The sequence below is a fragment of the Castellaniella sp. genome, assembly GCF_034675905.1.
Classification (GTDB): Bacteria; Pseudomonadota; Gammaproteobacteria; order Burkholderiales; family Burkholderiaceae_B; genus Castellaniella.
The window spans coordinates 344988-370805 of record NZ_JAUCCV010000005.1; the positions used below are offsets into that span (position 1 = coordinate 344988).

27 protein-coding genes are annotated in these 25818 nt (G+C 65.0%); 4 read left to right on the plus strand and 23 right to left on the minus strand.

The window, feature by feature from the left end:
• Nucleotides 1-62: 62 nt before the first annotated feature.
• Together VDP79_RS07295 and VDP79_RS07300 are read right to left on the minus strand one after the other, a co-directional pair.
• Complete coding sequence (locus VDP79_RS07295) at nucleotides 63-1559, minus strand: protein adenylyltransferase SelO (protein WP_416233067.1); 1497 nt, start codon at nucleotides 1557-1559, stop codon at nucleotides 63-65.
• Nucleotides 1560-1595: 36 nt separating this feature from the next.
• Entirely contained in the window at nucleotides 1596-1967 is a 372-nt protein-coding gene (locus VDP79_RS07300) for a DUF2069 domain-containing protein (RefSeq protein WP_323017546.1), read from the minus strand.
• A 41-nt stretch (nucleotides 1968-2008) separates the two neighbouring features.
• Here VDP79_RS07300 and VDP79_RS07305 point away from each other — a divergent pair, with 41 nt between their 5' ends.
• Together VDP79_RS07305 and VDP79_RS07310 are read left to right on the plus strand one after the other, a co-directional pair.
• The gene (locus VDP79_RS07305) at nucleotides 2009-3256 is read left to right on the plus strand and encodes a YihY family inner membrane protein (RefSeq protein ID WP_323017547.1); all 1248 of its coding nucleotides are present in this window, start codon (nucleotides 2009-2011) and stop codon (nucleotides 3254-3256) included.
• A gap of 69 nt (nucleotides 3257-3325) precedes the next feature.
• Nucleotides 3326-3793, plus strand: coding sequence for a CBS domain-containing protein (locus tag VDP79_RS07310; protein ID WP_323017548.1), 468 nt, complete (start codon nucleotides 3326-3328; stop codon nucleotides 3791-3793).
• Here the strand turns inward: VDP79_RS07310 and dusA are convergent.
• Complete coding sequence (dusA, locus tag VDP79_RS07315) at nucleotides 3739-4797, minus strand: tRNA dihydrouridine(20/20a) synthase DusA (protein ID WP_416233060.1); 1059 nt, start codon at nucleotides 4795-4797, stop codon at nucleotides 3739-3741. The genes VDP79_RS07310 and dusA overlap by 55 nt on opposite strands.
• Nucleotides 4798-4891: 94 nt before the next feature.
• On the opposite strand from dusA, the gene VDP79_RS07320 reads away from it, so the two are divergent.
• Nucleotides 4892-5872, plus strand: a complete 981-nt coding sequence (locus VDP79_RS07320; protein WP_323017550.1) for a homoserine kinase — start codon at nucleotides 4892-4894, stop codon at nucleotides 5870-5872.
• Nucleotides 5869-6648 (plus strand): BPSS1780 family membrane protein, encoded by a 780-nt coding sequence (locus tag VDP79_RS07325; RefSeq protein WP_323017551.1) that lies wholly within the window; start codon nucleotides 5869-5871, stop codon nucleotides 6646-6648. Before VDP79_RS07320 ends, VDP79_RS07325 begins: the two co-directional genes overlap by 4 nt.
• Here VDP79_RS07325 and VDP79_RS07330 read toward each other — a convergent pair.
• From VDP79_RS07330 to VDP79_RS07425, 20 genes are all read right to left on the minus strand, one after another.
• Nucleotides 6641-7024, minus strand: a complete 384-nt coding sequence (locus VDP79_RS07330) for a hypothetical protein (RefSeq protein ID WP_323017552.1) — start codon at nucleotides 7022-7024, stop codon at nucleotides 6641-6643. The genes VDP79_RS07325 and VDP79_RS07330 overlap by 8 nt on opposite strands.
• Complete coding sequence (locus VDP79_RS07335; RefSeq protein ID WP_323017553.1) at nucleotides 7021-7887, minus strand: type II secretion system F family protein; 867 nt, start codon at nucleotides 7885-7887, stop codon at nucleotides 7021-7023. Before VDP79_RS07335 ends, VDP79_RS07330 begins: the two co-directional genes overlap by 4 nt.
• Nucleotides 7888-7925: 38 nt before the next feature.
• Complete coding sequence (locus VDP79_RS07340; protein ID WP_323017554.1) at nucleotides 7926-8774, minus strand: type II secretion system F family protein; 849 nt, start codon at nucleotides 8772-8774, stop codon at nucleotides 7926-7928.
• On the minus strand, nucleotides 8768-10591 hold the full coding sequence (locus VDP79_RS07345; protein WP_323017555.1) for an ATPase, T2SS/T4P/T4SS family: 1824 nt from the start codon (nucleotides 10589-10591) through the stop codon (nucleotides 8768-8770). Before VDP79_RS07345 ends, VDP79_RS07340 begins: the two co-directional genes overlap by 7 nt.
• Nucleotides 10588-12051: a type II and III secretion system protein family protein gene (locus tag VDP79_RS07350; RefSeq protein WP_323017556.1), complete on the minus strand. Its 1464-nt coding sequence runs from the start codon at nucleotides 12049-12051 to the stop codon at nucleotides 10588-10590. The genes VDP79_RS07345 and VDP79_RS07350 overlap by 4 nt, the downstream gene beginning before the upstream one ends.
• A complete protein-coding gene (cpaB, locus tag VDP79_RS07355; protein ID WP_323017557.1) occupies nucleotides 12048-13085 on the minus strand; it encodes a Flp pilus assembly protein CpaB in 1038 nt (345 codons plus the stop codon). Before cpaB ends, VDP79_RS07350 begins: the two co-directional genes overlap by 4 nt.
• Entirely contained in the window at nucleotides 13082-13786 is a 705-nt protein-coding gene (locus tag VDP79_RS07360) for a hypothetical protein (RefSeq protein ID WP_323017558.1), read from the minus strand. Before VDP79_RS07360 ends, cpaB begins: the two co-directional genes overlap by 4 nt.
• Nucleotides 13783-14502 (minus strand): hypothetical protein, encoded by a 720-nt coding sequence (locus VDP79_RS07365; protein ID WP_323017559.1) that lies wholly within the window; start codon nucleotides 14500-14502, stop codon nucleotides 13783-13785. Before VDP79_RS07365 ends, VDP79_RS07360 begins: the two co-directional genes overlap by 4 nt.
• 1 nt (nucleotide 14503) lies before the next feature.
• Nucleotides 14504-15805, minus strand: coding sequence for a hypothetical protein (locus VDP79_RS07370; RefSeq protein ID WP_323017560.1), 1302 nt, complete (start codon nucleotides 15803-15805; stop codon nucleotides 14504-14506).
• A gap of 1 nt (nucleotide 15806) precedes the next feature.
• Complete coding sequence (locus VDP79_RS07375; RefSeq protein WP_416233068.1) at nucleotides 15807-16037, minus strand: hypothetical protein; 231 nt, start codon at nucleotides 16035-16037, stop codon at nucleotides 15807-15809.
• Between the two features lie 289 nt (nucleotides 16038-16326).
• Entirely contained in the window at nucleotides 16327-17025 is a 699-nt protein-coding gene (locus VDP79_RS07380) for a fumarylacetoacetate hydrolase family protein (protein WP_323017561.1), read from the minus strand.
• A gap of 71 nt (nucleotides 17026-17096) precedes the next feature.
• Entirely contained in the window at nucleotides 17097-17633 is a 537-nt protein-coding gene (ppa, locus tag VDP79_RS07385; RefSeq protein ID WP_323017562.1) for an inorganic diphosphatase, read from the minus strand.
• Between the two features lie 35 nt (nucleotides 17634-17668).
• A complete protein-coding gene (locus VDP79_RS07390) occupies nucleotides 17669-19147 on the minus strand; it encodes a heme biosynthesis HemY N-terminal domain-containing protein (protein WP_323017563.1) in 1479 nt (492 codons plus the stop codon).
• A 12-nt stretch (nucleotides 19148-19159) separates the two neighbouring features.
• Complete coding sequence (locus tag VDP79_RS07395) at nucleotides 19160-20410, minus strand: uroporphyrinogen-III C-methyltransferase (RefSeq protein ID WP_323017564.1); 1251 nt, start codon at nucleotides 20408-20410, stop codon at nucleotides 19160-19162.
• Nucleotides 20411-20418: 8 nt separating this feature from the next.
• Nucleotides 20419-21201, minus strand: a complete 783-nt coding sequence (locus VDP79_RS07400; RefSeq protein ID WP_323017565.1) for a uroporphyrinogen-III synthase — start codon at nucleotides 21199-21201, stop codon at nucleotides 20419-20421.
• A 4-nt stretch (nucleotides 21202-21205) separates the two neighbouring features.
• A complete protein-coding gene (hemC, locus tag VDP79_RS07405; RefSeq protein ID WP_323017566.1) occupies nucleotides 21206-22141 on the minus strand; it encodes a hydroxymethylbilane synthase in 936 nt (311 codons plus the stop codon).
• A 91-nt stretch (nucleotides 22142-22232) separates the two neighbouring features.
• Nucleotides 22233-22949 (minus strand): TerC family protein, encoded by a 717-nt coding sequence (locus tag VDP79_RS07410; RefSeq protein WP_323017604.1) that lies wholly within the window; start codon nucleotides 22947-22949, stop codon nucleotides 22233-22235.
• Between the two features lie 142 nt (nucleotides 22950-23091).
• A complete protein-coding gene (gene sucD, locus VDP79_RS07415; protein ID WP_323017567.1) occupies nucleotides 23092-23973 on the minus strand; it encodes a succinate--CoA ligase subunit alpha in 882 nt (293 codons plus the stop codon).
• A 19-nt stretch (nucleotides 23974-23992) separates the two neighbouring features.
• Entirely contained in the window at nucleotides 23993-25153 is a 1161-nt protein-coding gene (gene sucC, locus VDP79_RS07420) for an ADP-forming succinate--CoA ligase subunit beta (protein ID WP_323017568.1), read from the minus strand.
• A gap of 78 nt (nucleotides 25154-25231) precedes the next feature.
• The gene (locus tag VDP79_RS07425) at nucleotides 25232-25792 is read right to left on the minus strand and encodes a DUF2889 domain-containing protein (protein WP_323017569.1); all 561 of its coding nucleotides are present in this window, start codon (nucleotides 25790-25792) and stop codon (nucleotides 25232-25234) included.
• Nucleotides 25793-25818 lie beyond the last annotated feature (26 nt).

A 25818-nucleotide genomic window follows, 5' to 3' on the forward strand; every position in this document is an offset into this window, starting at 1 on the left:
CTCGAGAGCCTTTCGCTCCAGGCGCACGACCGCTGCAGCGAACCACGCGACTCACGGCCAGATCAGGACGAGCAGCTGACCGCCACGGTTGGCACATCGGCTGCCGGCGGCTGCGCATAGGACTCATGGCCAGTCTGCTGGGTATAGGGGTCCTGCAGCAGCGCCATCAGGCGACCGATTTCCGACGCATCACCCTGCTGAGCCGCCTGAATAGCATGCTGCGCCAGATGGTTGCGCAGCACGTACAAGGGATTGACGCGGTCCATGGCTGCCTTGCGCTCAGCTTGCGGGCGCGGGTCATCCGCCAAGCGCAGCCGATAGCGATCCAACCATTGTCGGGCCGCCCCGCCATCGGCAAACAGGCTCAACCAGGCTGGTTCGTCCGTGCCGACGTCGGCCAGGTAACGGAAAGCCAGCGTGAAGTCCGCTTGCTGCGCATGCAGCAACGCCCACCAGGCGTCTCCCAGTTCGGCGTCTTCCGGGCGCCATGCCGCAAGACCGAATTTCTGTGCCAGGCCCGCATGGTAGGCCTGCAAAAAGACAGACTCAAAAGGGGCCAGCGCGGCTTCCAGATCCGGCACGGTGCAGCCCAGCACCTGCAGGCTTTCCGCCAGGCGGGTCAGATTCCATTGCGCCACGGCAGGCTGCGCATTCCAGGCGTAGCGCCCCAAGGAATCGCTATGGTTGCAGACATGATTGGCCTGGAAGGCATCCATGAAACCATAAGGGCCGTAATCCAGCGTCAAGCCCAGGATCGACATATTGTCGGTGTTCATGACGCCGTGGCAGAACCCGACCAGTTGCCATTGCGCCATCAAACGCGCGGTGCGGCGAGTGACTTCCGCCAGCAGCAGACAGGCGGCGACCGCCCGATCAGGATGATCAGCCTGGCCCGCCAGACAGTCCGGAAACCAGTGCGTCACGACATAGTCCAGCAAGGCTGCCTGGTCCAGCGCTGAATGCGCCCAGTGCTCAAAGTGTCCAAAACGCACGAAAGACGGTGCGATCCTCGTCACGACCGCTGCGGTTTCTGGCGTTTCGCGGATCACGGTGTCGTCGGCAGCCACCAGCGCCAGCGCCTGCGTGGTGGGAATACCCAGGCCTTCCATGGCCTGGCTGGCGAGATATTCACGCACGCTGGATCTCAGCACCGCCCAGCCATCCCCCATCCGGGAATACGGGGTGCGCCCCGAGCCCTTCAGCTGAATTTCCCAAGCACCCTGCGGTCCGCTGACATCGCCCAGCAAATGCGCCCGGCCATCTCCCAACTGCCCCGCCCAGACGCCGAACTGGTGACCGCTGTAGACGGTCGCCATGGGCTCCACGCCCGGCAAGCGGCCGCTGCCGGCGCATAGCGCCAGAAAGGCGGGCGAATGCAGCGCCGCATCATTCAAACCCAAGCGCGCGGCCACCGCCGGATTGACATGCAGCAAACGAGGCCTGGACAAAGAGCGCGGCGCCACGCGGGTATAAAAGGAGGATGGCAGATCCGCAAAGGAACAGCCTGTCGCCTGGCCCGAAAACAGCGCGTCAACCGCCTGCCCGCCAAGCTTGGCCACCGCTGAAGAATCGCTCTGACGCACGATGACTGCTCCTTACGACGCCTTGCTGCGGGCGGCCCGCTTGGCAGGCCGGACATACAGGATGGCGCCGAAATACAGCCCCAGGGACAAGACGATTTCCACCCCGGCCAGCGCGACCGATGCGGTCGAGATATCCGACCAGGCCCGCACCGCGCCTTCCATCAGATACAGCAAGCTGAGCATCGCCACCCACTGCAGGGTATAGAGCTTGGCCTTCAGCACCCCGCGCACGGCAAACAGCAGGGGCACGGCCTTCAATGCCATCAGAGTGCCTCCCGGACGCAGCGGCGCCCACCACAGTTCCCAACCCACGCACAGGACAATCAGCGCAATCAGACAGAAGCAGGCCAGGCGGTGCAGGCCTGAATTGAGTTTCGTTTCCATGCTGCTATTATGGCTCGAAACCCGCCTTCCGCCGCTTGAAGATGACGCAGCCACCTGTTGTTTCCACCGCCGAACGTCGCGCCCGCGCACGAGACATCCTGCGATTCGCGCTGGACTTTGCCGGCCATCGCAAACTAACCCGCGTCGCCTCCAGCCTGACGTTTACGACCGTGTTGGCCATCGTGCCGCTGCTGGCGGTGGTGCTGGCGCTGTTCACCGCCTTCCCCTTGTTTGCTCAATTTCATCAGGCGCTGGAAACATTTTTAAGCGAAAGTCTGCTGCCGCCTTCGGTTTCGGACACCATCATGCGCTACCTGAACCAGTTCGCCGCACAGGCTTCCGGTCTGACGGCAGTGGGCGGCGGCTTTCTGGTGGTGACGTCGATCCTGCTGATCATGACCATCGACGAGGCCTTCAACGAAATCTGGAATGTCGCCCGCCAGCGCCCTCTGCGCCAGCGTCTGCTGGTCTACTGGGCCATCATTTCCCTAGGCCCCATTTTCACGGGCGCCAGTCTGTGGGCGACAACTGTGCTGGCACGCGAATCCCTGGGCTACATCGGCAGCCTGCCCGAAGGGCTGGGCCTGCTGCTGGGGCTGCTGCCTTTTCTGTTGTCAGTGCTGGGATTTACGGCGCTGTTCATGTTCGTGCCCAACTGCCGCGTGCTGTGGCGCGACGCCCTGGCGGGCGGTCTGGGCACCGCCATCATCCTGGCCATCATGAAGGCGGCCTTTACCTGGTATCTGACGCAATTTCCATCCTATACCGTCATCTACGGGGCATTCGCTACTCTGCCTATCTTTCTGCTCTGGATCTATCTGTCCTGGCTGGTGATCTTGCTGGGGGCCACGGTGGCATCCCTGCTGCCCGCCCTGCGCCTGCACCGCTGGGCGTTGCGCCGGCATCCGGGCGCCCAGATCGTGGATGCCCTGGGCATTTTGCACCTGCTGTGGCGGGCTCGCGACACCCTGCCCCCCGGTCGCAGCCTGGGTTTCCTGGAAAAGCACCTGCGCGTCCACCCCGACGCCTTGCACGACATTCTGGCGATCCTGCGCGAACTGGGCTATGCCGTGCCGACCTCGGACAGCGACCACTGGGTGCTGGCCTGCGATCCACGACAAGCGACGCTGGGACCGCTGACGGATCGCCTGCTGCTGGATCGCGATCAGCCCGGACTGGACGCGCCCACGACCGAGGCGCTGGCCGCGACCTTGCATCGCCAGCCTCCGACGCTGGATACGCTGTTCCAGCAGGCGGCTACCGCAAATCCGGACGATGATGCACAATAAGCATACGGGGGGCTTTTCCGCAGATTCCCCAGTGAACCACGACAAAAAAACAGCCCATAGGAAGCCATCATGCTGAAAGTCACTGAAATCCTGCGTGTGAAGGGGCACACGCTGTACACCGGCAGCCCTGACATGCTCGTACACGAGGCCATCACCTCCATGAGCCAGCTGGACATCGGGTCCCTGGTCATCATGGAACACGGCCAGCTGGTGGGCATGCTCACCTTCCGCGAAATCATCAACCACCTGAACCAGCACGACGGCCAGGCGGGGGATTTCACCGTGCGCAGCATCATGGACGACGCGCCGGTCAGCGTAACCCCCAATACCGACGCCGACGAGGTCCAACGCCTGATGCTGGACAAGCACGCCCGCTACATCCCCGTCATGGACGGCCCTACGCTGATGGGGGTGATCTCTTTCTACGACATGGCGCGCGCCATCGTCGAGGCGCAGCAATTCGAAAACGACATGCTCAAGGCCTATATCCGCGACTGGCCTTCCGAAGACGCCGGATCGTCCGCCCGCAAATCCTGATCCCTGCTGCTGGCCAGGGCATCCCAGGCGCGACGCAGCGCCTGGGGACCGCCGGCGCGCAGCGCCTTCGGGTCGGACAGCAGACGACGCCACTGGCGCGCGCCTGGCCGCCCGGAACGCCACCCCAGCAGACCGCGCACCAGCACATGCAAAGGCTCGCCCTGCTCGTGCCGCCACGTGACGTAATCCAAGAACTGCTGCAACACGCCGTCTGCCCAGGCCGCCTCGTCAGGATGTTCTGGCACGGCAGGCATCACTTCGCCCTGCGGCCCCAGGTGACGATCCAGCACGGCCAGAATGTCGGGATGGTGCCAGGCGGCGCGACCCAGCATCACGCCATCGACGCGCTGCATCCAGTCCAGGCAATCCGGCACATCGGCCAAACCGCCGTTCAGCACGATGCGTGCATCCGGAAAATCCTGCTTCAAACGCAAGACTTCGGCGTAGCGCAAAGGCGGCTTTTCCCGGTTGTCCCGAGGCGACAGCCCTTTCAGAACGGCATTGCGCGCATGCGCGATGAACACCCGACAGCCTGCGTCATATAAAGTGCCGACGAAATCCCGCACGAAACCATAGGATTCATCGTAATCCAGCCCCAGACGATGCTTGACCGTCACAGGCACCGACACCGCATCCTGCATGGCCCGCACGCAATCAGCGACCAGCTGCGGCTCGGCCATCAGGCAGGCGCCAAACGCGCCGTGCTGCACCCGTTCGGACGGACAGCCGCAATTCAGATTGATCTCGTCGTAACCCCAATCGGCCCCCAGTCTGGCGCTGCGCGCCAACGCATCGGGTTCGCTGCCCCCCAGCTGCAGGGCCACGGGATGCTCGGCAGCGTCAAAATCCAGGTGGCGGGCGGCCTCGCCGTGCAGCAAGGCCCCCGTCGTGATCATTTCGGTATACACGCGGGCTCGCGGAGCCAGCAACCGGTGGAAATACCGGCAGTGGCGATCGGTCACATCGATCATCGGAGCCACGCACAAACGCCAATCAGCCATCATCACAATTCAGTCGGAAAGAACCGCTAGTTTACTTTCGACTAAAATGCCGCGTTGAATCCATCCCCTTGCGGCCCTCCCGCCGCCTGCTCCATCCATGGCCGTATTCACCTCAGTCTCCGAAGACGACGCCCGCGCGCTGCTGCACCGCTACGACCTGGGTGAGCTGATCACGCTGCGCGGCATTACCGCCGGCATCGAAAACACCAACTACTTTCTGGATACGACGCGAGGGTCCTACGTCCTGACCCTGTTCGAAGTCCTGACGGCCGAACAGCTGCCCTTCTACATCGAGCTGATGCACCATCTGGCCACCCGCGGCGTGCCGGTGCCTCAGCCGCAGACATTGCGCGACGGCACCCGCCTGACTGCCCTGAACGGCAAACCAGCCGCCATCGTCACGCGCCTGAACGGCGGCTACGAACCGGAACCCGGCCCGGCCCACTGCGCGCTGGCGGGCGAAACCCTGGCCCGCGCCCATCTGGCGGCCCAGGATTTCGCCCTGCATCAGCCCAATCTGCGCGGCTTGCCCTGGTGGCAGGCCACCGCCCCTAAAGTGCTGCCGTTCCTGGATGCCGGCCAGGCGGCTCTATTAAGCCAGAGCGTGCAGGAACAAAGCGATTTTGCCGCCACTCCGGCGCTGGCCACGCTGCCGTCGGGGCCAGCGCACTGCGATCTGTTTCGCGATAATGTGCTGTTTGACGGCACTTTTGAATCGCCGCACATGGGTGGCTTCATCGACTTCTATTTCGCCGGTTGCGACGCCTGGCTGTTCGACGTCGCCGTCAGCGTCAACGACTGGTGCATCCAGCGATCTACCGGCGCCTTCGTGCGGCGGCGCCTGCAGGCCTGGCTGCAGGCCTACCATGCCGTGCGCCCCTTTACCGCCGCCGAGCAGGCCGCCTGGCCGGCCATGCTGCGCGCCGCCGCCCTGCGCTTCTGGATTTCCAGGCTCTATGATTTTTATCTGCCGCGCCCGGCGCAGACCTTGAAACCTCACGATCCACGCCATTTCGAACGCATTTTGCGGCTGCGCAGCACACAGGCTGCCCCCGCACTGCCCCAGGTCAGCGCATGAACCCTCTTTCCCTGCAAGCCGCCATTCTGCCGCCCAGCGCCGGTTGGGGCTGGATCGTCCAGGGCTATGCTCTGTTCCGGCGCCAGCCGCTGGCGATGATTTTCTGGAGCACCGCGACCAGTTTTCTGATCAACCTGGGGGCTGCCATCCCCATTCTGGGCCAGATCCTGCTGGTCAGTCTGACCCCCCTGCTGACCTTTCTGACCCTGTGCGCCTGCCGCCACCTGAGCCAAGGCCAGCGCATGCTGCCCGGCATGTGGCTGCGCCCCTTGCAGGCGACCGGCACCACCGGCACCCTGCTGCGTCTGGGATTTGCCTACCTGGGCTGCACTTTCCTGGCCGCCCTGGCGGCAGTCATTCCTTTTCTGCCGCAGCTGCTGGACGCCATGGGCAACCAGGCGCAGCCGGACTATGAGGCGCTGGCCGCCGTCATGACCCGCCCGATGATCGTCTTTGGCGGCTTCTATGTACTGCTGTCGGCTCTGTTCTGGCACGCGCCGGCCCTGATGGGCTGGCATCAGCTGCCCTTGCGCCGGGCCTTGTTTTATTCCATGGTGGCCTGCTGGCGCAACAAATGGGCCATCGTGCTGTATGTCGCCAGTTGGGCTGCCGTGTTCTTCGGCCTGCATCAGGTACTGGACGCTCTGGTGGCGACCGGCCTGTCGACCACGGTAGTGATCTGGCTATCCCTGGTCACGGACATCCTGATCACTGCGTTGCTGTATTGCAGCTTTTACCCGATCTACGCAACCATCTTCCGGGTCAACGCTACATAGATTCCTGCCCGGCCCTGTGCCGCCAGGCGTGTTCAATACGGCGCTGCCAGCCGGCATACCGGCAATACGCTGGCGGCAATTCCAGCGCCGCCCAGGCGCCCGGACATGCCGCGAAACGCCCAGGCGGCCACTGCGGCAACACGCGCAGGACCAGCCCCGTCTTCCCCAGAAACAGCAGATCGATGGGCTGCGCCAGCCCCCATCCCTGCACCGCGCGGCAACGCGGCAACACCAGCCCCCAAGGCGTCTCGCCCCAGGCTTCCCAGGCATGCAGACCCAGCAGGCGCTGTCGGAATGTGTCGGCCTCACGCAGGCTCAGAATATGTGCAGACTGCACCCAGTCCGGTTGATCGCGCGGCCCGCCCAGCAGCCTCATAGCCCGGCATCCAGCAATTTGACCGCGACGGGAAAGCCGATCACCAGAAAGGTGCAGGGAAAAATGCACAGCACCATGGGAAACAACATCTTGACCGGCGCCTGCAGGGCCAGGGTTTCGGCACGGACAAAGCGTTCGCTACGCTGGCGTTCCGCCTGGGTTCGCAACAAAGGTCCCAAGCTCATGCCCAGGCGGTCCGCCTGCGCCAGCGTCAGCACCAGACTGTGGACGCCGGCAAGATCCGAGCCCTCGGCCCATTGCGCCAGCCAGCGGGCGCGTTCGACCCCGGTGCGTTCCAGCGCACAGGCATCACGCAGGCTTTGACGCAACGGCCCCGCCGGCGCGTGATCGGCGACCTGGCGCAAGGCGGCCGGCAGGCTGAGGCCGGCTTCCACACACAAGGTCATGAGATCCAGCATGAACGGCAGTTCTTTCAGCATGGCCTGGCGACGCACCGCCGCCCGCTGGCGCAGGCGCTGATCCGGCCATAGATACGCCACCCCTGCGCCTGCCGCCGCCAAAACGGTCACCACGCGCCAGGACTGTTCGGCCAACAGGGCGCCGCCGCCCGTCAACACCAGCCCCGTCCCTGCCAGCAACAGGCGAGCCGCCAGCCAATGCTCGGCATGCCACGTGTCCGACAGCCCGGCCCGAGGCCCCCAGCGCTGCAAGCGGCGGCGCATGGGCCACGTCACCCAGGCGGCGCAGCTGGGCGCCAGGGCCTGCACCCAAGGCCACCAGAACGGCGCCGGCGGCGCATGCGCCCCCCGGGCGGTGTGCGCAACCCAAGGCCAGCCTGCCACCCAGCACCCCAGGCAGACCGCCAGCGTCGCCAGCATCAGACCCAGCCAGAACCACGTCATGCCTTATTCTCCTTGAACAATCATGCAACCTGGCAGAGTCAGACATCGATATCGACAACGCGCCGAATCCAGACAATACCCAGCCCTTCGAGCGCCGCAATGGCCAGCAGCACCAAGCAGCCGTACCAGGTTCGATACAGCAAGGCCATGGCCTCTGGTTCCAAGCGGCTGAGCACGAGCAGCAGGCACACGGGCAGACCCGCCATGATGTGGCTTTGCATGCGCCCCTGAGCGGTCAAGGCTCGCACTCTCCCCAACCAATGCTGACGCGCCCTGAGCGTCTGGGCAATGCGTTCCAATGTGTCGGCCAGACTGCCGCCGGTCTGGGCGGCGATCCCCAGCGCCGAAACCACCAGGCTGCAGGACTCGGTCGGCATGCGGCGATGCAGCTGCCGCAAGGCATCCTGAAACCCCAGGCCCAGGCGCTGCTCCCGCAGCATCAAGGAAAACTCCTGGGACAAGGGCGGCAGCGACTGCGTCACAATGTGCTGCAGCGCCGGCTGCAGGCCGGCGCCGGCCCGCAGGGCGCCGGCCAGCGCCTGCATCAGCTCGGGCAATTGCGCATCGAACAGGCGGGCGCGCTGCCGCCGCATCCGCTGCAGCACCAGGGAAGGCGCCATCAGCAGCCCCGCCAGCACGGGCAGCACCCCCCACCACTGTCCGACCAGCCAGCCTGCCGACAGCAGGGCCACGGCCCCGACCGCCCACCACAGCGGGCGCAGCTGCGCTGCATCGACAAACAGAAAAGAGTCATCCAGGGTGCGCCGCGTCTCGTCCTGCAGGCGTGAGTCATAATCCCGCCAGTACCGCAGCAGTCGCCCCAACAACAGCCAGGCGCCCAGCGCCACACTGAATCCGACCGACAGAATCAACAGGGTGTCTAGCATGACGCCGCCTGCGCACTATCGCCCAGCACCGCCTGCCCCTGGCGCACCGAGCGTTGCGAAAAAAGCTGGGTATCCAGGGCAGCGACCCCATTGAAGCCTTCCGGCATCAGACCGCAGCCGGCAAAGATGGCCGGCGGGCCTGCTTGGGCGACGAATAGCTCCTGTAATTGAATGCGGCCGCTTTCAATGCCCGTCACCTGCACGATGGCGCTGATCAGCCGCCGCCCGTCGGCAGTCCGCACCAGCTGCACAATTAGATCGATGCTGGCAGCGATATGTTCGCGCACCGCCGCCAGGGGCAGATCCATGCCGGCCATCAGAATCATGGTCTCCAGGCGTCCCAGAGCATCCCGGGGACTGTTGGCATGCAAGGTGGTCAGCGATCCCTCGTGTCCCGTATTCATGGCGGCCAGCATGTCAAAGGCCTCGGCGCCCCGGCATTCCCCCACGACGATACGGTCAGGCCGCATGCGCAGCGCATTGCGCACCAGATCCCGGATTTCTACGCGCCCGCGCCCCTCCAGATTGGGAGGCCGGGCCTCCAGGCTGACAAGATGACGGTGATTGAGCCGCAGCTCGGCGGCATCTTCGATGGTGATGATGCGCTCGCCCGCCGGAATGGCGTTGGACAGGATGTTCAGCAGGCTGGTCTTGCCCGATCCGGTACCGCCGGAGACCAGCAGGCTCTTCCGGTGCCGGACGCAATGTGTCAGAAACGTCGCCATCGCTTCATCCAGCGCACCGACCGTCAGCAGATCCCGCATATCCAAGCGCCGTTTCGGGAACTTGCGAATCGTCAGACTGGCGCCGCGCAAGGCCACCGGCGCAATCACCGCGTTGACGCGCGAGCCGTCGCGCAAACGCGCATCCACCATGGGAGCGCTGTCGTCGATCCGGCGCCCCAGCGGCGCCACGATACGATCGATGATGCCCAGCACGGCCTGCTCGCTGCTGAAACTGGCTGGATCACGCACCAGGCAGCCAGCCCGCTCGACAAAGATTTCATCATGGCGGTTGACCATGATTTCCGTCACGCCAGGATCCGCCAGCAAAGGTTCCAGCGGCCCCAGGCCGACAGCCTCGTCGACCAGCCCCTGCAGCAGAACGCCGCGATCCAGGTGTGCGGGCAGGCCTTCATCTGCCTCGATCAGCTCGGTCAGCACCCGTGTCGCCTCGGATCGCAAAGCAGCATCGCTCATGCCGCCGATATCTCTGCGGCGCAGCTGCAAGGCCCTGATCAGCCCCTCGTGCAGACGCCGCCGATGCGCGTGCCAATCCGGTGAAACAGGGTCTGGCGCGAGTGCGGCCTCTTCCTCGGCAAAAGACGCACCATCAGGCACCGCCCTGGAATCGACCGTCTGCGCCCCCACGCTGTCTGCCATTGCCAGCAGCGTCTTATCACCCCCAGACGACACAGCGGGCTCAGGCAGACGGACGGCTCGATCCGCCGATTCAAGACCAGGAAGGCCTGCCGGTCCCGAAGGATCATGTCCCAAAGGCGGCGGCCCCCCATCAAGCGCGCCGCCCAGCAAATGCATGCGGATCAGACAAGGGCCGATCAGCAATTCGTCTTCCGGCTGCAATGGTCCATAAGACGCGACCCGGCGGCCATTGACGGTGGAACCGAAAATCGAACCCAGGTCCTCCACCCATACCTCGTTGTCACGACACAGCACCCGTGCATGGCGACGGGCCACCCGCCAGCCTTTCAACACCAGCCCGCACTCCGGTTCGCGGCCGATCAGCAGGGGCACGGCATGCACCTCGTGCAGACGGCGGCCATCTTCGAAATGCAGATCCAGGGCGATATCATTCATGGCTGCACCCCCGGCGCCGCCTGCCATTGGGACCTCGGCCCGACAGCGCGCGGATCCCAGCCCTCCCGAGTGGCCGGAGGGCGGACAGATTCAGGCGCCCGGATGGGATTCATCAGACTGGGCGCTTGGGGGAAAGCCTGCTGCAGCATGGCAGCCGTGCGCCCGATACGGGTCCGCACATCGGGATGGTCTGCCGTCACCAGCTGAGGCGTCACCAGAATGGCAAGCTCGGTCTCGTTGCGCTGAAAGCGGGTAGAACGGAACAGCGCGCCCAGCACCGGCAGGTTCCCCAGTCCAGGGACGCGGTCCACATTATCTGCCGTATCACGGGATAGAAAACCGGCCAGCACCAGCGTCTGCCCCGAACGGACGTTGAACTCCGTCGCCGTGCGCCGCGTCTTCAGCGAAGGGCCGCCGGGTACGGACAAGGCGGTATCCACGGAACTGACCTCGACCTCGATGCGCGAACGCACGGCGCCGCTGCGCTCTACCGAGGGTGTGATACGCAAGGACACCCCATATGGTTTGAACGCCGTCTGCGTATTTCCATTGCGATCCACCGTGCTGTAGGGGACCTCACCACCAGCCAGGAACTCAGCGGTCGCACCGCTGCGGGCCAGCAGCTGCGGCTGCGCCAGCACCACGGCCCGCCCTTCCTGGGCCAGCAAATTGAGCTTGGCCGACAGCAGCGCATTGAGCCCGAAATATCCCGCCCCCTGCGCCGCCGGGAACATCAACGGCAGCACAGTTTCACCAGGCCGCTCGGCAAAACGCCGCGACCCGCCGTCCCAACCCAGGCCCGTATTGACGCCGCCCGCGCTCTGGGGATCCCATCGCAGGCCCAATTCCCGCAACAGTGTTTTGGGCGCCTCGACCACCTGGACGTCGAGCAGCACCATCTGGTCCCACCCCACCGCACCCGTGAAGTCCAGCAGCTGCGGATAACGGCGGCCCAGTTCCGCCAGGCGCTGGCGATCCGCATCGGACAGATCATCGCCTTCGATCAGGAGCTTGTCTCCCAGTGAAGTGACTCGGGCGCCGGGAATACGCTGCAGCACCGTGCGCAGTTCATCCTGCAACTGGCGGGCGCCTTCTGGGGAAACCTCGACGGCATAGCGGGACACCTGACCATCGGCCGTCCAGGCGTGCAAGGTGCTAAAGCCAGGTTTGCGGGCGAACAGAATGACCTCGCGGTCGTCTGTGCTGACGGCGTTGATGATCTGACCATCGCCCACCGCCACTCGCGCCACACCGGGAATCCCCAGCACTCGCACCTCGCCCGCCTGCAAAGAGACCAGGGTTTCCGGCGCTGCGGCTTGGATGCGGGCATGCCAAGCCACCGCCAACAGCACGCTGAGCCACGCGCAAATCCATCGCCGCCCCGCCAGCCAGCGGCCAGTCTGGCCTCCCAGCCTCTTATCGACCGCCGATAGGCGACGGCATCGCTGTGCGCGGTTCATGGTTGAGCCTCCGGGTCGCGCACTATCTGGAGATCTCCCTGCCAGGGCGCCGTATGAACGGAGTCATCCCTATCCATCCCGGAGAAATCCGGTATCAGGCCTGATCTGCTCGGCTCAGTCAGCGGACCGCCCGATCCATCACGCCGCCAGGCGCTGCTCAGGGACTGCCGGGACGGCAGATCGAACAGGCCGCTGCCGTCGCCCGGCACGCCACGCCCAGGGACGGCCCAGGACGGCATGCCCTGGGCTTTGGAGCCGCCATACAAAATCACGGCCTTGCGCACAGCGGGCGTGGGCGGCGGATTGACGCCCAACAACGCGGCCAGATCGCCTCTGGCCGCCCGCCGGTCGGCTTGATCGTCCTCTGGATGGCGCAAAATCGCGGTCAGCGTACCTGCCTGTCGCGCGGCCACCAGTTTCACCACATCGTCGGGCGCGGCATCCAGCGTTACGGTTGAATACGACATCTCGTCGGCGCTGCCCCCCGTCGTGCGCGTTTCCCGACCGGTCGCCAACACCAGCACCCCTTGCAGCAAGGGGGCCGTCAGGCGCTTGCGCCGATGGTCGAAAGAGACATACAGATCGATCAAGTCCCCCGGCTGCAGCAGGCCGGACAGCGAATTGACCTGATCAACCGGCAGCGTGATCGCCCGTCGGCCTGGAACCAGATGCGCGGAAAAAGCCGTTTGCGGCTGCAGGGTATGCACCGCCAGGATGGCATCGCCTGCTTTCAGCGCCGCCGTCAGCACCCGGCCCTCCAGATCCGCATAGCGAGCGGCGGGCAAGCTGTCATGCCCCACCCACTGGGCCGGAAAGCTGCGCAGAGCCAGATGATCGGACAGCAGGCGCGTGCCAGCCGGCAGATCCTGCGCCGCCACAATGCGTTCCACCATCGGCAGGCGGGCCTGATCTTCGGCCTGCTGGATCCGTTCGCGCACATGCAGGGCCAGAAAGACGGCGGCCAAGGCCCCGACACCCAAGGCCAGCACCGCCAAGATGGCAGCCCGGGGAACCCGGATCAGAGACAGTGTCATGCAGGCTCCTTGGGGTGATGCCGAAACGTCAAGGCGACAGAACCTGGACGGGCATGCAGGTGAACGGACAGACGGCCGATGTCGGGATGCCGCCATTCAGCAGGCAGCAGCGAGGCATTCGCCGCCACTGCCCCCGAGGCAGGCTCGGCGGCAGACCAGCGGGCGGCGCGCAAGGCCCGCCCCACGGTCTGCGCCACCTGAGACAAGGTCCCCGGGCAATCAAAGCTGCTCAGCGACGCCGGGTCGCCCGGAGGGCGATCCGCTACCTGGAACACCCGACGGGCGTCTACCGGCGCCAGACCGGCGGGATCAAATCCGACGACAGGCGCTGAAGCGGGCATCAGCCGGGATACCAGGCCGATAGCGCCGCCCGCACCGGGCTGCAATTGCGCCAACCAATGCTCGGCCCCCTGCCCGCCCGATAGCCACAGCACGGTCCCGGCAAACTGCAGCCGTGTCAGCCGCATCCCGGACGCTGCCGCCAGTTGCCGGGCAGCCTGCACAGGGGCCACCGGCGCCTGAAAATACTGCAGGGACACGCGCGCCCCCGGCACATCGAACTGTTGCAGACGAGCCCAGACCCATCCTGCCTGCCGCCCCGTGTCAGCCGGATGCCAGGCTTGTGCAACCACTGTGCCTCCCGGCGCAACGGCCAAGCCCAGCCCCATCAAGCATCCCAAGATCCTTCGCAGCAGATTCATGGCGCCCCCCACTGCCTTATGTGACGCGCGGGTACGCTGGCGCTCCAGGCGCCCAGCCAATCCCATTGCGGACGGGTACGTCCCCAGGCCGCATCCACGCCCTGCAGACGCCGATCCACCGCCTGTCCCGCTGCCTGCGAGACGCTTACATAGCGCCCCCACAGCTGTCCGCTGCCACCCAACACAGTCTGGGCGGCAAGGTCCCCGGACGCGGCTCCTGCGCCGCGCAGAATGGCCGTATGGCGCTGTAGGGACACTGCCAGCCGATCAAAATCCCATAGACGCCCCGATGTCTGCCCCTGACCTGCCGTACGGGCGCTGGCCTGGATGCGCCAGAAAGTCTCGTCGCCCAGCTGCAGTTCCTGGCGCGCCAGCGCGGCCCCCGCCACAGGATCTCCCGGCCACCGGCCCGAGCGGACCCGCGAGGCGTCCAGGCGCAAGCCGACGCGATCGGGCAACAGAGCGCTGCCTTGCCGGGTCTGTCCATGCTGGCCAGAGGCCTGGCTGTCGTCCACTGCCTGCGCGGCCAGATCGGTATCGGTGATCCCTTGGTGCGCCCAGGCGAACGCAGCTTGGCGGCTGGCATGCGACAACTGCAGCGCAGCATCCTGCACACGCCCCAGCCACGCCACACCCAACCACAGGCTGGCCAATGCACCCAACACCACCAGGGATTCGGCCAGCGCCTGGCCGCGTTGAGCCTCCATGGATGTCATCTCAGTCCCCCGGCAATGTCAGCAGCGGCGCAGACAGCCGCGCCTGCCAATAGGGATGAAACAGATTGGCAGCCTCGTCCCGTCCATCCGCCCGCGGATCCGGGCGGGAAAACAGGGTTTCCGCCGCGCTGCGGGCGCGCATCGGCACACCCGCGGCGTCGTCCAGCGCTAACTGCACGACAAAGCCCGTCGCCGCCTGGCGATCCATTCCAGGCGCCACATCCAGGTAGCCCCCCAGCCCCCGCGAAGGCCACAGCCGCCGGTTTTGCATGGCGTAGGAATTCGCCAGAGGGTTGGCCTGGCCATCCAGCAGATCCCATTGCGTCGCTGCTTGCACCCAGCGCCAGAAATCCTGCTCAGAGAAATCCTGAGGCGCATCGTCCGCATGGTCTGCTTCGATGGCCTGGCCCGGCTGCGCGGGCATCCAGGCCCAGCCCATGGCATATTCGCGGTAGTAACAGCCGATCCATCGATTGGAGCGCACCGCATGATAAGACTGCGTATCCCCCGACTGCCAGCGCCCGGACGCATCCAGAGCGGTTTCACCCCGACGGCGCAATTCATGCCGCAGCTGCGGACAGCGGGGATCGACTGACCAGGCGTTCTGCGCCGTGGCGTGACGCGGCCCCAGAAAGGCGTACAAACCCGCCATATCCCGCACCAGCTGGAACAAGGCGGCATCCGCCGGACGCGCACGCAATAGGCGCGGCCAGGCATCATCGGACACCACCGGTTGCAGCGTCTGTGCAGGCCGATCCGGATAATGCGCCGCCAAGGCGCCACGGATGGCATCCAGGCGCGCTTGCGGCAAGCCCTGCACCAAGGCGCGGGACAGATCCTGCGCATAGTCATGGACAAAGGACTCGTGCGCCGCAAAGGCCTGCCCCAGCGGACCGTCGGGCTGCGCCTGGACGTCCAATCCCGTCGCAGCGGCAGCCGCCAGATAGGCCCGCCCCTGATCTGCTCCGAACAACATGCCGATCAGGTAGGCGGGAGGATTGCCCTGCGCCAGCCGCTGCGCCTGCGTGCCGCCATAATGCGCCCAGCTGCCCAGCGTCAGCAGATGCGCCATCGCCAGTTGATGGGCCAGTCGGGCGCGATTCAGGTAGGACAGAAAATTCAGCGTGCGGGCCTGAACCAGCGCCCCGCTATAAGCGGCGGCATCCAGGCCATGCACCATCCTGGCCTTGGTAGCGATGACCTGTCCGGCGCCGAAATACCGCAACCACGCCAGGCTCAGCACCGCCGCCAGCAGCATGCCCAGCACCAGCACCTGCCCTTTCTGAGAGTGATGGTTCATCATGCTACTGACCCGCCGCTGCGTTGCCAGTAAAGGATTTCAGGCTTTTGGCAGCCGCCTGGGATGCCGCTGATTCCGCCGCCGACTGGGCCATGCGGGACTGTTCGCTGCCGTCTTCCCCGGCGATTTCCCGCGCCATGGCCGCTGTCTGGGCGCGAATGACCTGACCGAACAGTTGGTAGACGGCGATTGCCGCCACGGCGACCAGCGCCACCACGATGACGTATTCCACCATGGCCTGCCCCTGCTGACGAATATGGGCGGCCAAGCGAGCACGCGGCCTGACAAAAGGCCGGCGACGGGCAAAGAATCCGGAAGAAAACAGTTCAGACGCGCTGAAACGCCTGGACAGACACGGGAAGCGATGGCGGCAGACAGACATGGCGGGCTCCGGCAACACAAGACAGGCGTCCAGTGTGCCCTGCCCCCGCCAGCCCGCCTATTCGCACTTCCCGACTAGGACAAAAGCCGCCCAGCATCCCCAAAACCCTGGACGCCGGACGGCTCTCGTGCCTATTGCTCAATCAGCCGATGCGCACCTGCAAGGCGCCCAGGCCATCAATCTCGCCGCGCAGCTGATCGCCGACGGCCACTGCGCCGACGCCTGCCGGCGTGCCGGTAAAGATCAAATCCCCCGCCTTCAGTTCGAAGAGCGTGGACAGATAGGCGATGGCTTCGGGCACCGACCAGATCATGTCGGACAGATCGCCGGCCTGGCGCGCTTGGCCATTGATCGACAAGGTAATGCGCCCCGACGTCAGCGGCCCTGTGGCAGAGGCCGGATGCACCGGCCCCAGCACGGCGCCGTGATCAAACCCTTTGGCGGTATCCCAGGGGCGGCCGGCCTTCTTGGCCTCGGCCTGCAGATCGCGGCGCGTCATGTCCAGGCCGATGGCATAGCCCCAGATGGCGGCTGCCGCCTGCTCCGGCGTCAAATCACGCCCGCCGCTGCCCAGGGCGGCGACCAGTTCGATCTCATGATGCAGATCGTGGGTCATCGAGGGATAGGGCAGGACGCCCTCAACGCCGTCCGCCACATTCAGCGCGGCATCCGCCGGCTTGCCGAAGAAAAATGGCGGCGTACGGCCCGTATCCCCCATCTCACGGGCATGCTCTGCATAGTTACGGCCCACGCAGTAGATACGACGCACCGGAAAGCGGGCCTGAGTCCCCTGCACTGCCAGAGATACCGGGACCGGGCGGGGAATGACAGTCTCTTCCATGAGAATTCCTTTCAGAAAAAGGCCCGGCTCAAGGCCGGGCGCGGGACCCTAAGCATCAGGGCATCCGGAAATCAGGCCTTGCCCTGTTCGAAACGGGCGACGGAGGCGCGGATTTCCTGCTTGGCTGCATCCAAACCAGACCACCCCTGAACCTTGACCCACTTGCCCTTTTCCAGATCCTTGTAGTGCTCGAAGAAATGCTGGACGCGCTGCAGTTCTTCGGCAGGCAGATCCGCCGTGGAGTCGATGTGGCGATACGGCGGATAGAGCTTGTCCACTGGGCGGGCCAGCAGTTTGGCGTCTTTACCGGCTTCGTCTTCCATGTTCATCACGCCCAGCGCCCGGCACCGGATCACGGAACCCACCTGGACCGGGAACGGCGCAATCACCAGCACGTCCACCGGATCGCCGTCTTCGGACAGCGTCTGCGGGATATAACCGTAGTTGCAGGGATAGTGCATGGCCGTCAGCATGAAACGATCCACGAACACGGCGCCGCTCTCTTTGTCGACTTCGTATTTGACGGGATCCGCATTCATCGGGATTTCGATCACGACATTGAATTCTTCGGGCAGCTTGTCGCCGGCCGGCACACGATCTAGGCTCATGAAGTTCCTTGGTTTGTCAGTCTATAAAACGAAAACTATTTCTGCCCGCTCCGGTCAGACGTCAACGACATGTCGACCCCCGGGATGGGGGCCGTGTCGAAATAATCGTCTTCGGATGAGGACGAAACCGGCTGCGCATCGGATGCAGGCACGGCAGGCGCAGACACCGTTTCCAGTGTTTCATCGCCGGTATCCTGCAGGTAGGCGGCGCTGGCCGCCAAGGGCGCAATGGGCGACGCGGCAGCGGCGGCATCCCGGGGGTTCAGCAGAAATTGCGGGTCCCCTCGGGTATCAGCCGCCGGCAGCGGGCGCTGGATCACGGGCAGTTCCGCATCGGCGGCTTCGCAGGCCCGCCGCCAGTGCTGCAGCGCCTGATCGGGGTGGTCCAAGGCATCATGCAGATTGCCCAGCAGCGCGTGAATATGGATGTCGGCCCGCAACGCCAGGCTGCGTTCCAGGTAATGCGCACCCTGCCCCCAGAGCTGCGCCGCCAGGCATAACTGGCCCAATGCCGCCAGCAGGCCGGGATGATCCGGATGGGATTTCAACCACAATTCAGCGTGGCCCAGGCGCTGACGCGCCTGTTCGGCGTCACACTGCGCATAAGCCCGCAGCAGACGGTCATCCGGCTGACGGTTCAAGGCGGCCTCGAGAATACGGGCGGCCTCGGCGGGACGGCCCAGGCGTGTCTGCGCCCGCGCCCCTGCCAGCGCCACCAAGGGCGTCAGGCGCTCATCGGCCGTCAAGTCCCCCCAGAGCGCATTCCAGCCGGACGCCTCGACGGCGTCCAGCCGCTGGGCGGCGGATTCACAAATGAACAGCCGCGCCTGGGCTTCATCGATGGCGCTGCGCCGCAGCAGCAACCGCGTCAGGGCGTAGACGCGATCCGCGTGACCCAACTGGCGATGCGCCCTCAAGAGCAGCCGGGTGGCATGCAGAAAGCGGGAGGACGCATCCTGCAGGGGTTCCAGCAGATCCAGGGCTTCTTGGGCGCGATTCTGATCCAGCCACATTTCCGCCGTCACCGTATCGACGGCCTGGCGCAGGCGGCTGTCCTTGCCTGCGCCTTCCTGGGCTAGCTGCAGCGTTTGGTCACGGCGCGCGGTTTCGCCCAACAGATGTAAAGCCCGGGCGGCGCTCAACCCGGCCAACACCTTGCGGTCGGCCGAACGGGTACGCGACAGCAGGCTGGACAGGTCCTTTTCTGCCTGCACGTAACGGCCTTCGAGGATATTGATCCAGCCGCTTTCCAGGAGTTCGACATCCCGCCGCTGGGCGCGGCGGCCGCGCCAGGCCCGCAGGCGGTCGGGACTGTTACCCATCCAGCGCAACAGGCGCAACAGCCAATGCAGGGCGACAAACACCACCAGAGCCAGCACCAGGGCCAGCGGCAAGGACAATTCCAGCCGCCAGGGCTGCGCGACAATGATGACGTTGCCGCCATGATCATGCACGGTCAGGGCCAGCGCCACGGCGGCGGCCAGCAGAATCAGGGTCCAGATCCAGGATCGCATCACGTCTCCCTATCAGACTGCGCCGGCGCTGGCGGGCGTCTGCACTGCCGGATCGGCGTCGTCTTGGGCCGGGGGAGCATCCGGTTCGCCGGGCGTGCCGTCATCCTGAGCAGCCTCGGCATCCCGCGCAGCAGCAATGGCAGCCAGGCTGTTGCCCATCGTTGGCAACGCGGCTTCGATCGGCGTGTCGAGCAAGGCACGGACCAGTTTCAAGGCCTGGCGCGAGGATTCGGCGCGCATGTCGTAACGCCGGTCGATGGCCTGGGCAACCCGATCCAGTTCCGCTTTCCAGATCCGCGACTGATGCATCATGAGCGCCAGTTGCGCTGTAATGGTGCGCTGTTTCAGACCCTCGCGAAACCGCTGGGCCTGGTCCGGGGACATCAACAAGGCAGCTGAATCCTCCACCCGGCGGATGTCGAACAGTCCCCGCAGGTCCTGCGTCACCTGAGCGGCAGCCCCCTGGGCCCAGCGCCAGCCATCCTGGACCCACCCCTGCCATCCGGCAGCCGGTGTCGCCGGGGCGGTCTCAGGGTCTACCGCAACCGGCGCCGGCGACACAGCAGGCGCTGCCGCCGGCTGATCCGGCGTCGCCACCGCATCCGGCACCAGCAGCGGAGCCGTGCCGATCAGATCGGACAATTGGTCCAGCTGCGCCGACAAAGCCGGCAGATTGACGGTGGCGACCGCCCGCAAGCGATCCAGATCACCATTGATGGATTGCTGCAAAGCCGCCAGATTGGGGCGGTTGGCCCGTGCCAGCTGCGCTTGGGCGGCTTCCAGGGAAATGATGGCGTTAGCGACATTGCCCCCCAGGGACAGCTGCTGCTGGGCAATAGTGACCAGATGATCGATATCATTGAGCAGCAGCAGATCGGATCCGCTGTCGGTCATCAACTGCAGCGCCTGATCCAATTCCTGCAACTGGTTGTTGGTGGCGTCCAGCGTACCGCGCAGGTCTTCGACTTGCGCGGTTTGTTCGCGCGCCAGCGACAAGGCCTGGGCAGCCTGGCTGCGGGCATCCTGGATCAGCTGCGTATTATCGTCATGCTGGCGCTGAAAATCCGCCTGCAGGGTGCGGTATTGCCGGTTCTGTTCGTACAGCGCCGCTGCCAGCACCAGGGCCAAGAGAATCAGCACGACCAGCAACAATCGACCGACGCCGCCGGACTGCCGGGGGGCGGCCTGCGCACTGGCCAGGGCGGATGCCGGCGAGGCGGAATCGGGGGAAGAGGAAGGCGTGCTGTGATCGGATTCGCTCATGACGGCGTTCAGGTCCTTCGGGAAAGCTGTCGGGATGCTGCCACTATAGCCTGAAACAAAGCAGCCCCATCGGGACTGCTGAGCGTGACGTGCAACATCCCGTCCGGCTGGTCAGCGTACAGATATTGTAAACGGCGCGCGATGCGTTCGTGCAGCGTGACCACCTGCAGGGCCGGAGGCCAGCTCACGCCGCAGGCCTGCAAATTGGCCTCGATGGCCGCCAGCGCCTCCAGGCTGGTCACCAGCAATACCAGAGGTTCAGAGGACGCCAGCCGGGTGCAGATCGCCGGATCCCACACGCAGGGATCCCGCCGATACAGGGCATGGCACGCCACCTGCCAGCCCAGCTGCCGCAACTGATTCGCCAGCCAGTCCCGCCCCTCGGTGGCGCGCAGGATATGCACCCGCCCAGGGCGCAGCCCACGGGCCTGGATCACAGCCAGCAAGGACTCGGAATCAGGCGGCAGATCATCGGCCGGCGACAGGATCCGGGCGGGCGGCACATGCGCCTGCAAGGCCTGCGCCGTGGCGCCGCCCACGGCGCCCGCCCAGGCCTCGGCCGGCCAGGAGACGGGCTGCTGCGAAAAATAGGCTGTCACGGCCTGGCCGCTGACGAAAATCAGCAAGTCCCCGGGGCGCGCCACCGGGCGCGGCGTATCCAGCCATGATATCGCCAGCGCCGGGGCGTCGATGACTGACAAGCCAGCCTGACGCAAAGCCTGCGCCAGCGGCGCGTTGCGCCCTTGGGGGCGCGTCAGCAGCACCGGGGCGGCAGACGGCTGGTCCTGCATGCAATCAGGCCGACAGGCGAGCCAGGATGGCGTCGGCCCCCTGGCCGAGCAGGTCTTGGGCCACGATGGCTCCCAGGGCTTCCGCCTGATCGGCGGCGCCCTGCGCCTGAGCCCGCAGCACCTGACTGCCATCGGGTTCCGCCACCAGGGCCCTGAGCCATAGACCATCGGCCTGCACCACTGCGTAGGCGGCCAGCGGCACCTGACACGATCCGCCCAGGGCTCGGGACACGGCGCGTTCCGCCAGGGCGCAAGCGGTCGTCTGGTCGCTGGACAAAGGCGCCAGCCACGCCGCCATATCCGTACGCGCACCCAGGGTCTCGATGCCCAAAGCCCCCTGCCCCGCAGCCGGCAGGCTGAGCTCCACCGGCAGCACAGCCCGGATCCTGTCACCCAGGCCCAGGCGCTGCAGGCCGGCGGCCGCCAACACGATGGCGGCGTAATCGCCCCGGTCCAGCTTGGCCAGCCGCGTATCCAGATTGCCGCGCAACGGTTTGATGATCAGATCAGGATAGCGGGTGCGCAATTGCGCCTCGCGCCGCAGGCTGGACGTTCCCACGACGGCGCCTGCCGGCAGCTCGTCCAGGCTGCCGGCCGTATTGGACACCAGGGCATCGCAGGGATCGGCCCGGTCCAGAATCGCCGCCAGCGTAAAAGGATCGTTCAGATCGACCGGCACATCCTTCAGGGAATGCACGGCCAGATCGGCGCGCCCATCCAGCAAGGCGGTTTCCAGTTCCTTGACGAACAGGCCCTTGCCGCCGACCTTGGACAGTGTGCGGTCCAGGATCTGATCGCCGCGCGTGGTCATTTCCAACAGTTCTACCCGGCAATCCGGATACAGTTCCCGCAGGCGGTCCTGCACGTGATGGGCTTGCCACAAGGCCAGACGGCTGGCCCGGGTAGCGATGACGAGTTTTTCTGGGGACACAACAGACATCACAGCGTTATCCTGGAAAGCAGCAAACGGGCAATCAGACCGATGGCGGCCAGAGCCACCAGGGTTTGAAGCAAAGAGGGGCGTTTCAGTTTCATGAAGCAACCTTTTTTCGCGCCTGCGCCGTATGGCGCCGGGCCAGCCAAAGACCGATCCCGACCACCAACAGAGCGCCGGCAATTTCCGCCGTCAGGCGCAGCGTCGCATCCACCTGACCCAGCCAAGGGTCCAGGGCGATATCCGTTACCAGCATGCCGCCGGCGATCCAGCCCAGCAGGCCGGCCCCGAACGTCACCAGCAGCGGAAAGCGGTCAATCAGCTTGAGCACCAGGGTGCTGCCCCAGACGATGATGGGCACACTGAGCAGCAGGCCAAAGGCCACATACAGGATTTGATGATCCGCGATGGTGTTTTGTGCCGCAGCAGCGATGGCTACGACATTATCCAGGCTCATGACGAAATCCGCCACAATGATGGTGCGCACGGCCGCCCAGACAGAACCGGCGCCGCTCACCTGTTCGTGGGCATTATCGTCGGGCTGCATCAGCTTGACGCCGATCCACAATAGCAAGGCTGCCCCGACCATCTTCAGGTACGGCACCGTCAGCAGGGCCAAGGCAAAGGCGATCAGGATCACCCGCAAGGTAATGGCCCCCGCCGTCCCCCACAGGATCCCCTGCAGACGCCGGCGGTGTTCCAGTTTGCGGCACGCCAGGGCGATGACGACGGCATTGTCGCCCCCCAGCAAGATGTCGATCAGGACGATCTGCAGCACCGCCCCCCAATGCAATTGCTCCAGCCAAGCCAGCAGCATGTCTCAAATCCCGTTTTTTTCAATCATTCACCCAGCAGGCAGCCCCCGCATGAAGCCGCTGCGCTCGTGAAAAAGGCCCGCCGAGCGGGCCTTTCCTGGTGCAGGGGCAGGCATGCCCGCCCCTGTCAGCACACAATCATTACAGCACGGTTTTGAGCAGCTTGCCCATTTCCGAAGGATTGCGCGTCGTGCGGATGCCGCAGGCTTCCATGACTTCCAGCTTGGCATCGGCCGTGTCGGCGCCGCCCGAAATCAGGGCGCCGGCGTGACCCATGCGCTTGCCGGCCGGCGCGGTGACGCCTGCGATGAAGCCGACAACCGGTTTTTTCATGTTGTCCTTGGCCCACTGCGCGGCATTGACTTCGTCCGGGCCGCCGATTTCGCCGATCATGATGACCGCATCCGTATCCGGATCGTCATTGAACATCTGCAGCACGTCGATGTGCTTCAGACCATTGATCGGATCGCCGCCGATACCCACGGCGCTGGATTGGCCCAGGCCGAGTTCCGTCACTTGAGCGACGGCTTCGTAGGTCAGGGTGCCGGAACGGCTGACGATGCCGATACGGCCCTTGCGGTGGATGTGGCCAGGCATGATGCCGATCTTGATTTCGTCCGGCGTGATCAGGCCCGGGCAGTTGGGGCCCAGCAGCAAGGTCTTGCGGTTTTCAGCCCGCATGCGGTTGCGCACTTCCAGCATGTCGCGCACGGGGATGCCTTCGGTGATGCAGATCGCCAGATCCAGATCGGCCTCGACGGCTTCCCAGATGGCGGCAGCGGCGCCGGCAGGCGGCACATAAATGACGGAGACGGTCGCGCCCGTGGCGGACTTGGCGTCCTTGACGGAAGCGTAGATGGGAATGCCCTCGAAGTCCTGGCCGGCCTTTTTCGGGTGCACCCCGGCGACGAAGGCAGCCTGGCCGTTGGCGTATTCACGGCACATGCGGGTATGGAACTGACCGGTCTTGCCGGTGATCCCCTGGGTGATGACCTTGGTGTCCTTGTTGATCAGAATCGACATGTTCTATTCCCTGTAATGCTTATTTCACAGCTGCGACGGCAGCGGTCGCGGCTTCGGCCATGGTGTCAGCGCTGATGATGGGCAGGCCCGAGGCCGCCAGCATCTGCTTGCCCTTTTCTTCGTTGGTGCCGCGCATGCGGACCACCAGCGGCACACTGAGGTTGACCGCCTTGCAGGCCGCGATCACGCCTTCGGCGATGACATCGCAGCGCATGATGCCGCCGAAGATATTGACCAGAATGGCCTTGACGCCATCATTCTTGAGCATGATCTTGAAGGCTTCGGTCACCTTTTCCGCCGTGGCGCCGCCGCCCACGTCCAGGAAGTTGGCCGGCTCGCCGCCAAACAGCTTGATCGTGTCCATGGTGGCCATGGCCAGACCGGCGCCGTTGACCAGGCAGCCGATGTTGCCGTCCAGCTGGATATAGGCCAGATCGAACTTGCTGGCTTCGACTTCGGCCGGATCTTCTTCGGCCAGATCGCGATATGCCAGGATTTCAGGATGGCGGAACAGCGCATTGGAATCGAAGTTGAATTTCGCGTCCAGGGCGACGATGTTGCCCTTGCTGTCACGATTCAGGGGGTTGATTTCTACCAGCGCCGCATCGGTTTCCATGTAGCAGGTGTAGAGCTTCTGGCACACATCGATGAACTGGGCGACGGAATCCGCCGGCATGCCCACGCCCTTGGCCAGCTTGTCGCCGTCGGCCTGGGTGAAGCCCTGCAGGGGATCGACCATCACCGTGATGATCTTCTCGGGGGAAGAATGCGCGACTTCCTCGATGTCCATGCCGCCTTCGCTAGAAGCGATGAAAGCCACTTTCTGCGTGGCGCGGTCGGTCACGGCTGACAGGTAATATTCTTGCTGGATATCGGCGCCGTCTTCGATGTACAGGCGACGCACTTTCTGGCCTTCCGGGCCGGTCTGGTGCGTGACCAGCTGCATGCCCAGGATCTGGCTTGCCAGCGTCTTGACGTCATCCAGCGACTTGGCGACTTTCACGCCGCCGCCCTTTCCACGACCACCGGCATGAATCTGCGCTTTGACGACCCAGACGGGCCCGCCCAGCTTTTCAGCCGCTGCGACGGCCTCTTCGACCGAGAATGCGGGGATGCCACGCGGGACAGTCACGCCAAACTTCTTCAGCAATTCCTTGCCTTGATATTCGTGAATTTTCATGAGTTACCTGTCAGTGAAGAAAAAAGAAAACCGCCGATGGACCGTTTCGGGCCACCAGCCTGGGCCAGGCCCGGAAGTCTAGCTTTCATGTCGCTCTACCGAGGGGACATACCAGGGTGCATAGTGTTTCTGCACCACCGGGCCGTCCACCCGAAGCGCGTGGCAGCCGTCCAGCTGAAAGGGGCGCTGGCCGTCCGGGTTCTGCCGCCGCTGGCCGGCCATGGTCTGGACGGCCACCGTCGGCAGGACGTTGGTGAGTTCGGTGACGTGAGTACAGCCCGCCGTGCGGCCAAAGCGTTCACGCACGCGCTGACGAAACTGATTGAGCAGATTCAGGCCGATCAATTCGCCATAATTCGGCGCGATCGCGCTGCAGAATTCCCCATACGGGGCGGCCTCGTAGGCCACCTGGGCATCGGTAATGGTGAACTGCGCATCGATGGTGACGCGCAGATGCATATGATGAATGGGGGCGCCCGCAGGGTGCACATGCCCGTCGTGCATGGGGAACCCGTAGGCCTTGGTGTCGATGAGTTCGGCTTCCAGGTCCCACAGACCGTCTTCCCGGGCATAGGACTGGACGCGTATCGATCGCGTATGCAAAGGTTGACGGGGGCTCGTCGGCGCAGACAAGGGCATGGAATGCAAAAGGTCGGAATCTGTTT

Excerpts from the sequence above, each read along its gene's own strand:
- VDP79_RS07350 (WP_323017556.1), bottom strand. The coding sequence starts at position 12,051 with ATGAACCGCGCACAGCGATGCCGTCGCCTATCGGCGGTCGATAAGAGG.
- hemC (WP_323017566.1), bottom strand. The coding sequence starts at position 22,141 with ATGTCTGTTGTGTCCCCAGAAAAACTCGTCATCGCTACCCGGGCCAGC.
- sucC (WP_323017568.1), bottom strand. The coding sequence starts at position 25,153 with ATGAAAATTCACGAATATCAAGGCAAGGAATTGCTGAAGAAGTTTGGC.
- VDP79_RS07340 (WP_323017554.1), bottom strand. The coding sequence starts at position 8,774 with ATGCTAGACACCCTGTTGATTCTGTCGGTCGGATTCAGTGTGGCGCTG.
- VDP79_RS07335 (WP_323017553.1), bottom strand. The coding sequence starts at position 7,887 with ATGACGTGGTTCTGGCTGGGTCTGATGCTGGCGACGCTGGCGGTCTGC.
- VDP79_RS07310 (WP_323017548.1), top strand. The coding sequence starts at position 3,326 with ATGCTGAAAGTCACTGAAATCCTGCGTGTGAAGGGGCACACGCTGTAC.
- VDP79_RS07375 (WP_416233068.1), bottom strand. The coding sequence starts at position 16,037 with ATGGTGGAATACGTCATCGTGGTGGCGCTGGTCGCCGTGGCGGCAATC.
- VDP79_RS07380 (WP_323017561.1), bottom strand. The coding sequence starts at position 17,025 with ATGGAAGAGACTGTCATTCCCCGCCCGGTCCCGGTATCTCTGGCAGTG.
- VDP79_RS07390 (WP_323017563.1), bottom strand. The coding sequence starts at position 19,147 with ATGCGATCCTGGATCTGGACCCTGATTCTGCTGGCCGCCGCCGTGGCG.
- VDP79_RS07300 (WP_323017546.1), bottom strand. The coding sequence starts at position 1,967 with ATGGAAACGAAACTCAATTCAGGCCTGCACCGCCTGGCCTGCTTCTGT.
- VDP79_RS07330 (WP_323017552.1), bottom strand. The coding sequence starts at position 7,024 with ATGAGGCTGCTGGGCGGGCCGCGCGATCAACCGGACTGGGTGCAGTCT.
- ppa (WP_323017562.1), bottom strand. The coding sequence starts at position 17,633 with ATGAGCCTAGATCGTGTGCCGGCCGGCGACAAGCTGCCCGAAGAATTC.
- sucD (WP_323017567.1), bottom strand. The coding sequence starts at position 23,973 with ATGTCGATTCTGATCAACAAGGACACCAAGGTCATCACCCAGGGGATC.
- VDP79_RS07395 (WP_323017564.1), bottom strand. The coding sequence starts at position 20,410 with ATGAGCGAATCCGATCACAGCACGCCTTCCTCTTCCCCCGATTCCGCC.
- VDP79_RS07305 (WP_323017547.1), top strand. The coding sequence starts at position 2,009 with ATGACGCAGCCACCTGTTGTTTCCACCGCCGAACGTCGCGCCCGCGCA.
- VDP79_RS07360 (WP_323017558.1), bottom strand. The coding sequence starts at position 13,786 with ATGAATCTGCTGCGAAGGATCTTGGGATGCTTGATGGGGCTGGGCTTG.
- VDP79_RS07345 (WP_323017555.1), bottom strand. The coding sequence starts at position 10,591 with ATGAATGATATCGCCCTGGATCTGCATTTCGAAGATGGCCGCCGTCTG.
- VDP79_RS07425 (WP_323017569.1), bottom strand. The coding sequence starts at position 25,792 with ATGCCCTTGTCTGCGCCGACGAGCCCCCGTCAACCTTTGCATACGCGA.
- VDP79_RS07365 (WP_323017559.1), bottom strand. The coding sequence starts at position 14,502 with ATGACATCCATGGAGGCTCAACGCGGCCAGGCGCTGGCCGAATCCCTG.
- VDP79_RS07400 (WP_323017565.1), bottom strand. The coding sequence starts at position 21,201 with ATGCAGGACCAGCCGTCTGCCGCCCCGGTGCTGCTGACGCGCCCCCAA.
- dusA (WP_416233060.1), bottom strand. The coding sequence starts at position 4,797 with ATGATGGCTGATTGGCGTTTGTGCGTGGCTCCGATGATCGATGTGACC.
- VDP79_RS07325 (WP_323017551.1), top strand. The coding sequence starts at position 5,869 with ATGAACCCTCTTTCCCTGCAAGCCGCCATTCTGCCGCCCAGCGCCGGT.
- VDP79_RS07320 (WP_323017550.1), top strand. The coding sequence starts at position 4,892 with ATGGCCGTATTCACCTCAGTCTCCGAAGACGACGCCCGCGCGCTGCTG.
- cpaB (WP_323017557.1), bottom strand. The coding sequence starts at position 13,085 with ATGACACTGTCTCTGATCCGGGTTCCCCGGGCTGCCATCTTGGCGGTG.
- VDP79_RS07370 (WP_323017560.1), bottom strand. The coding sequence starts at position 15,805 with ATGATGAACCATCACTCTCAGAAAGGGCAGGTGCTGGTGCTGGGCATG.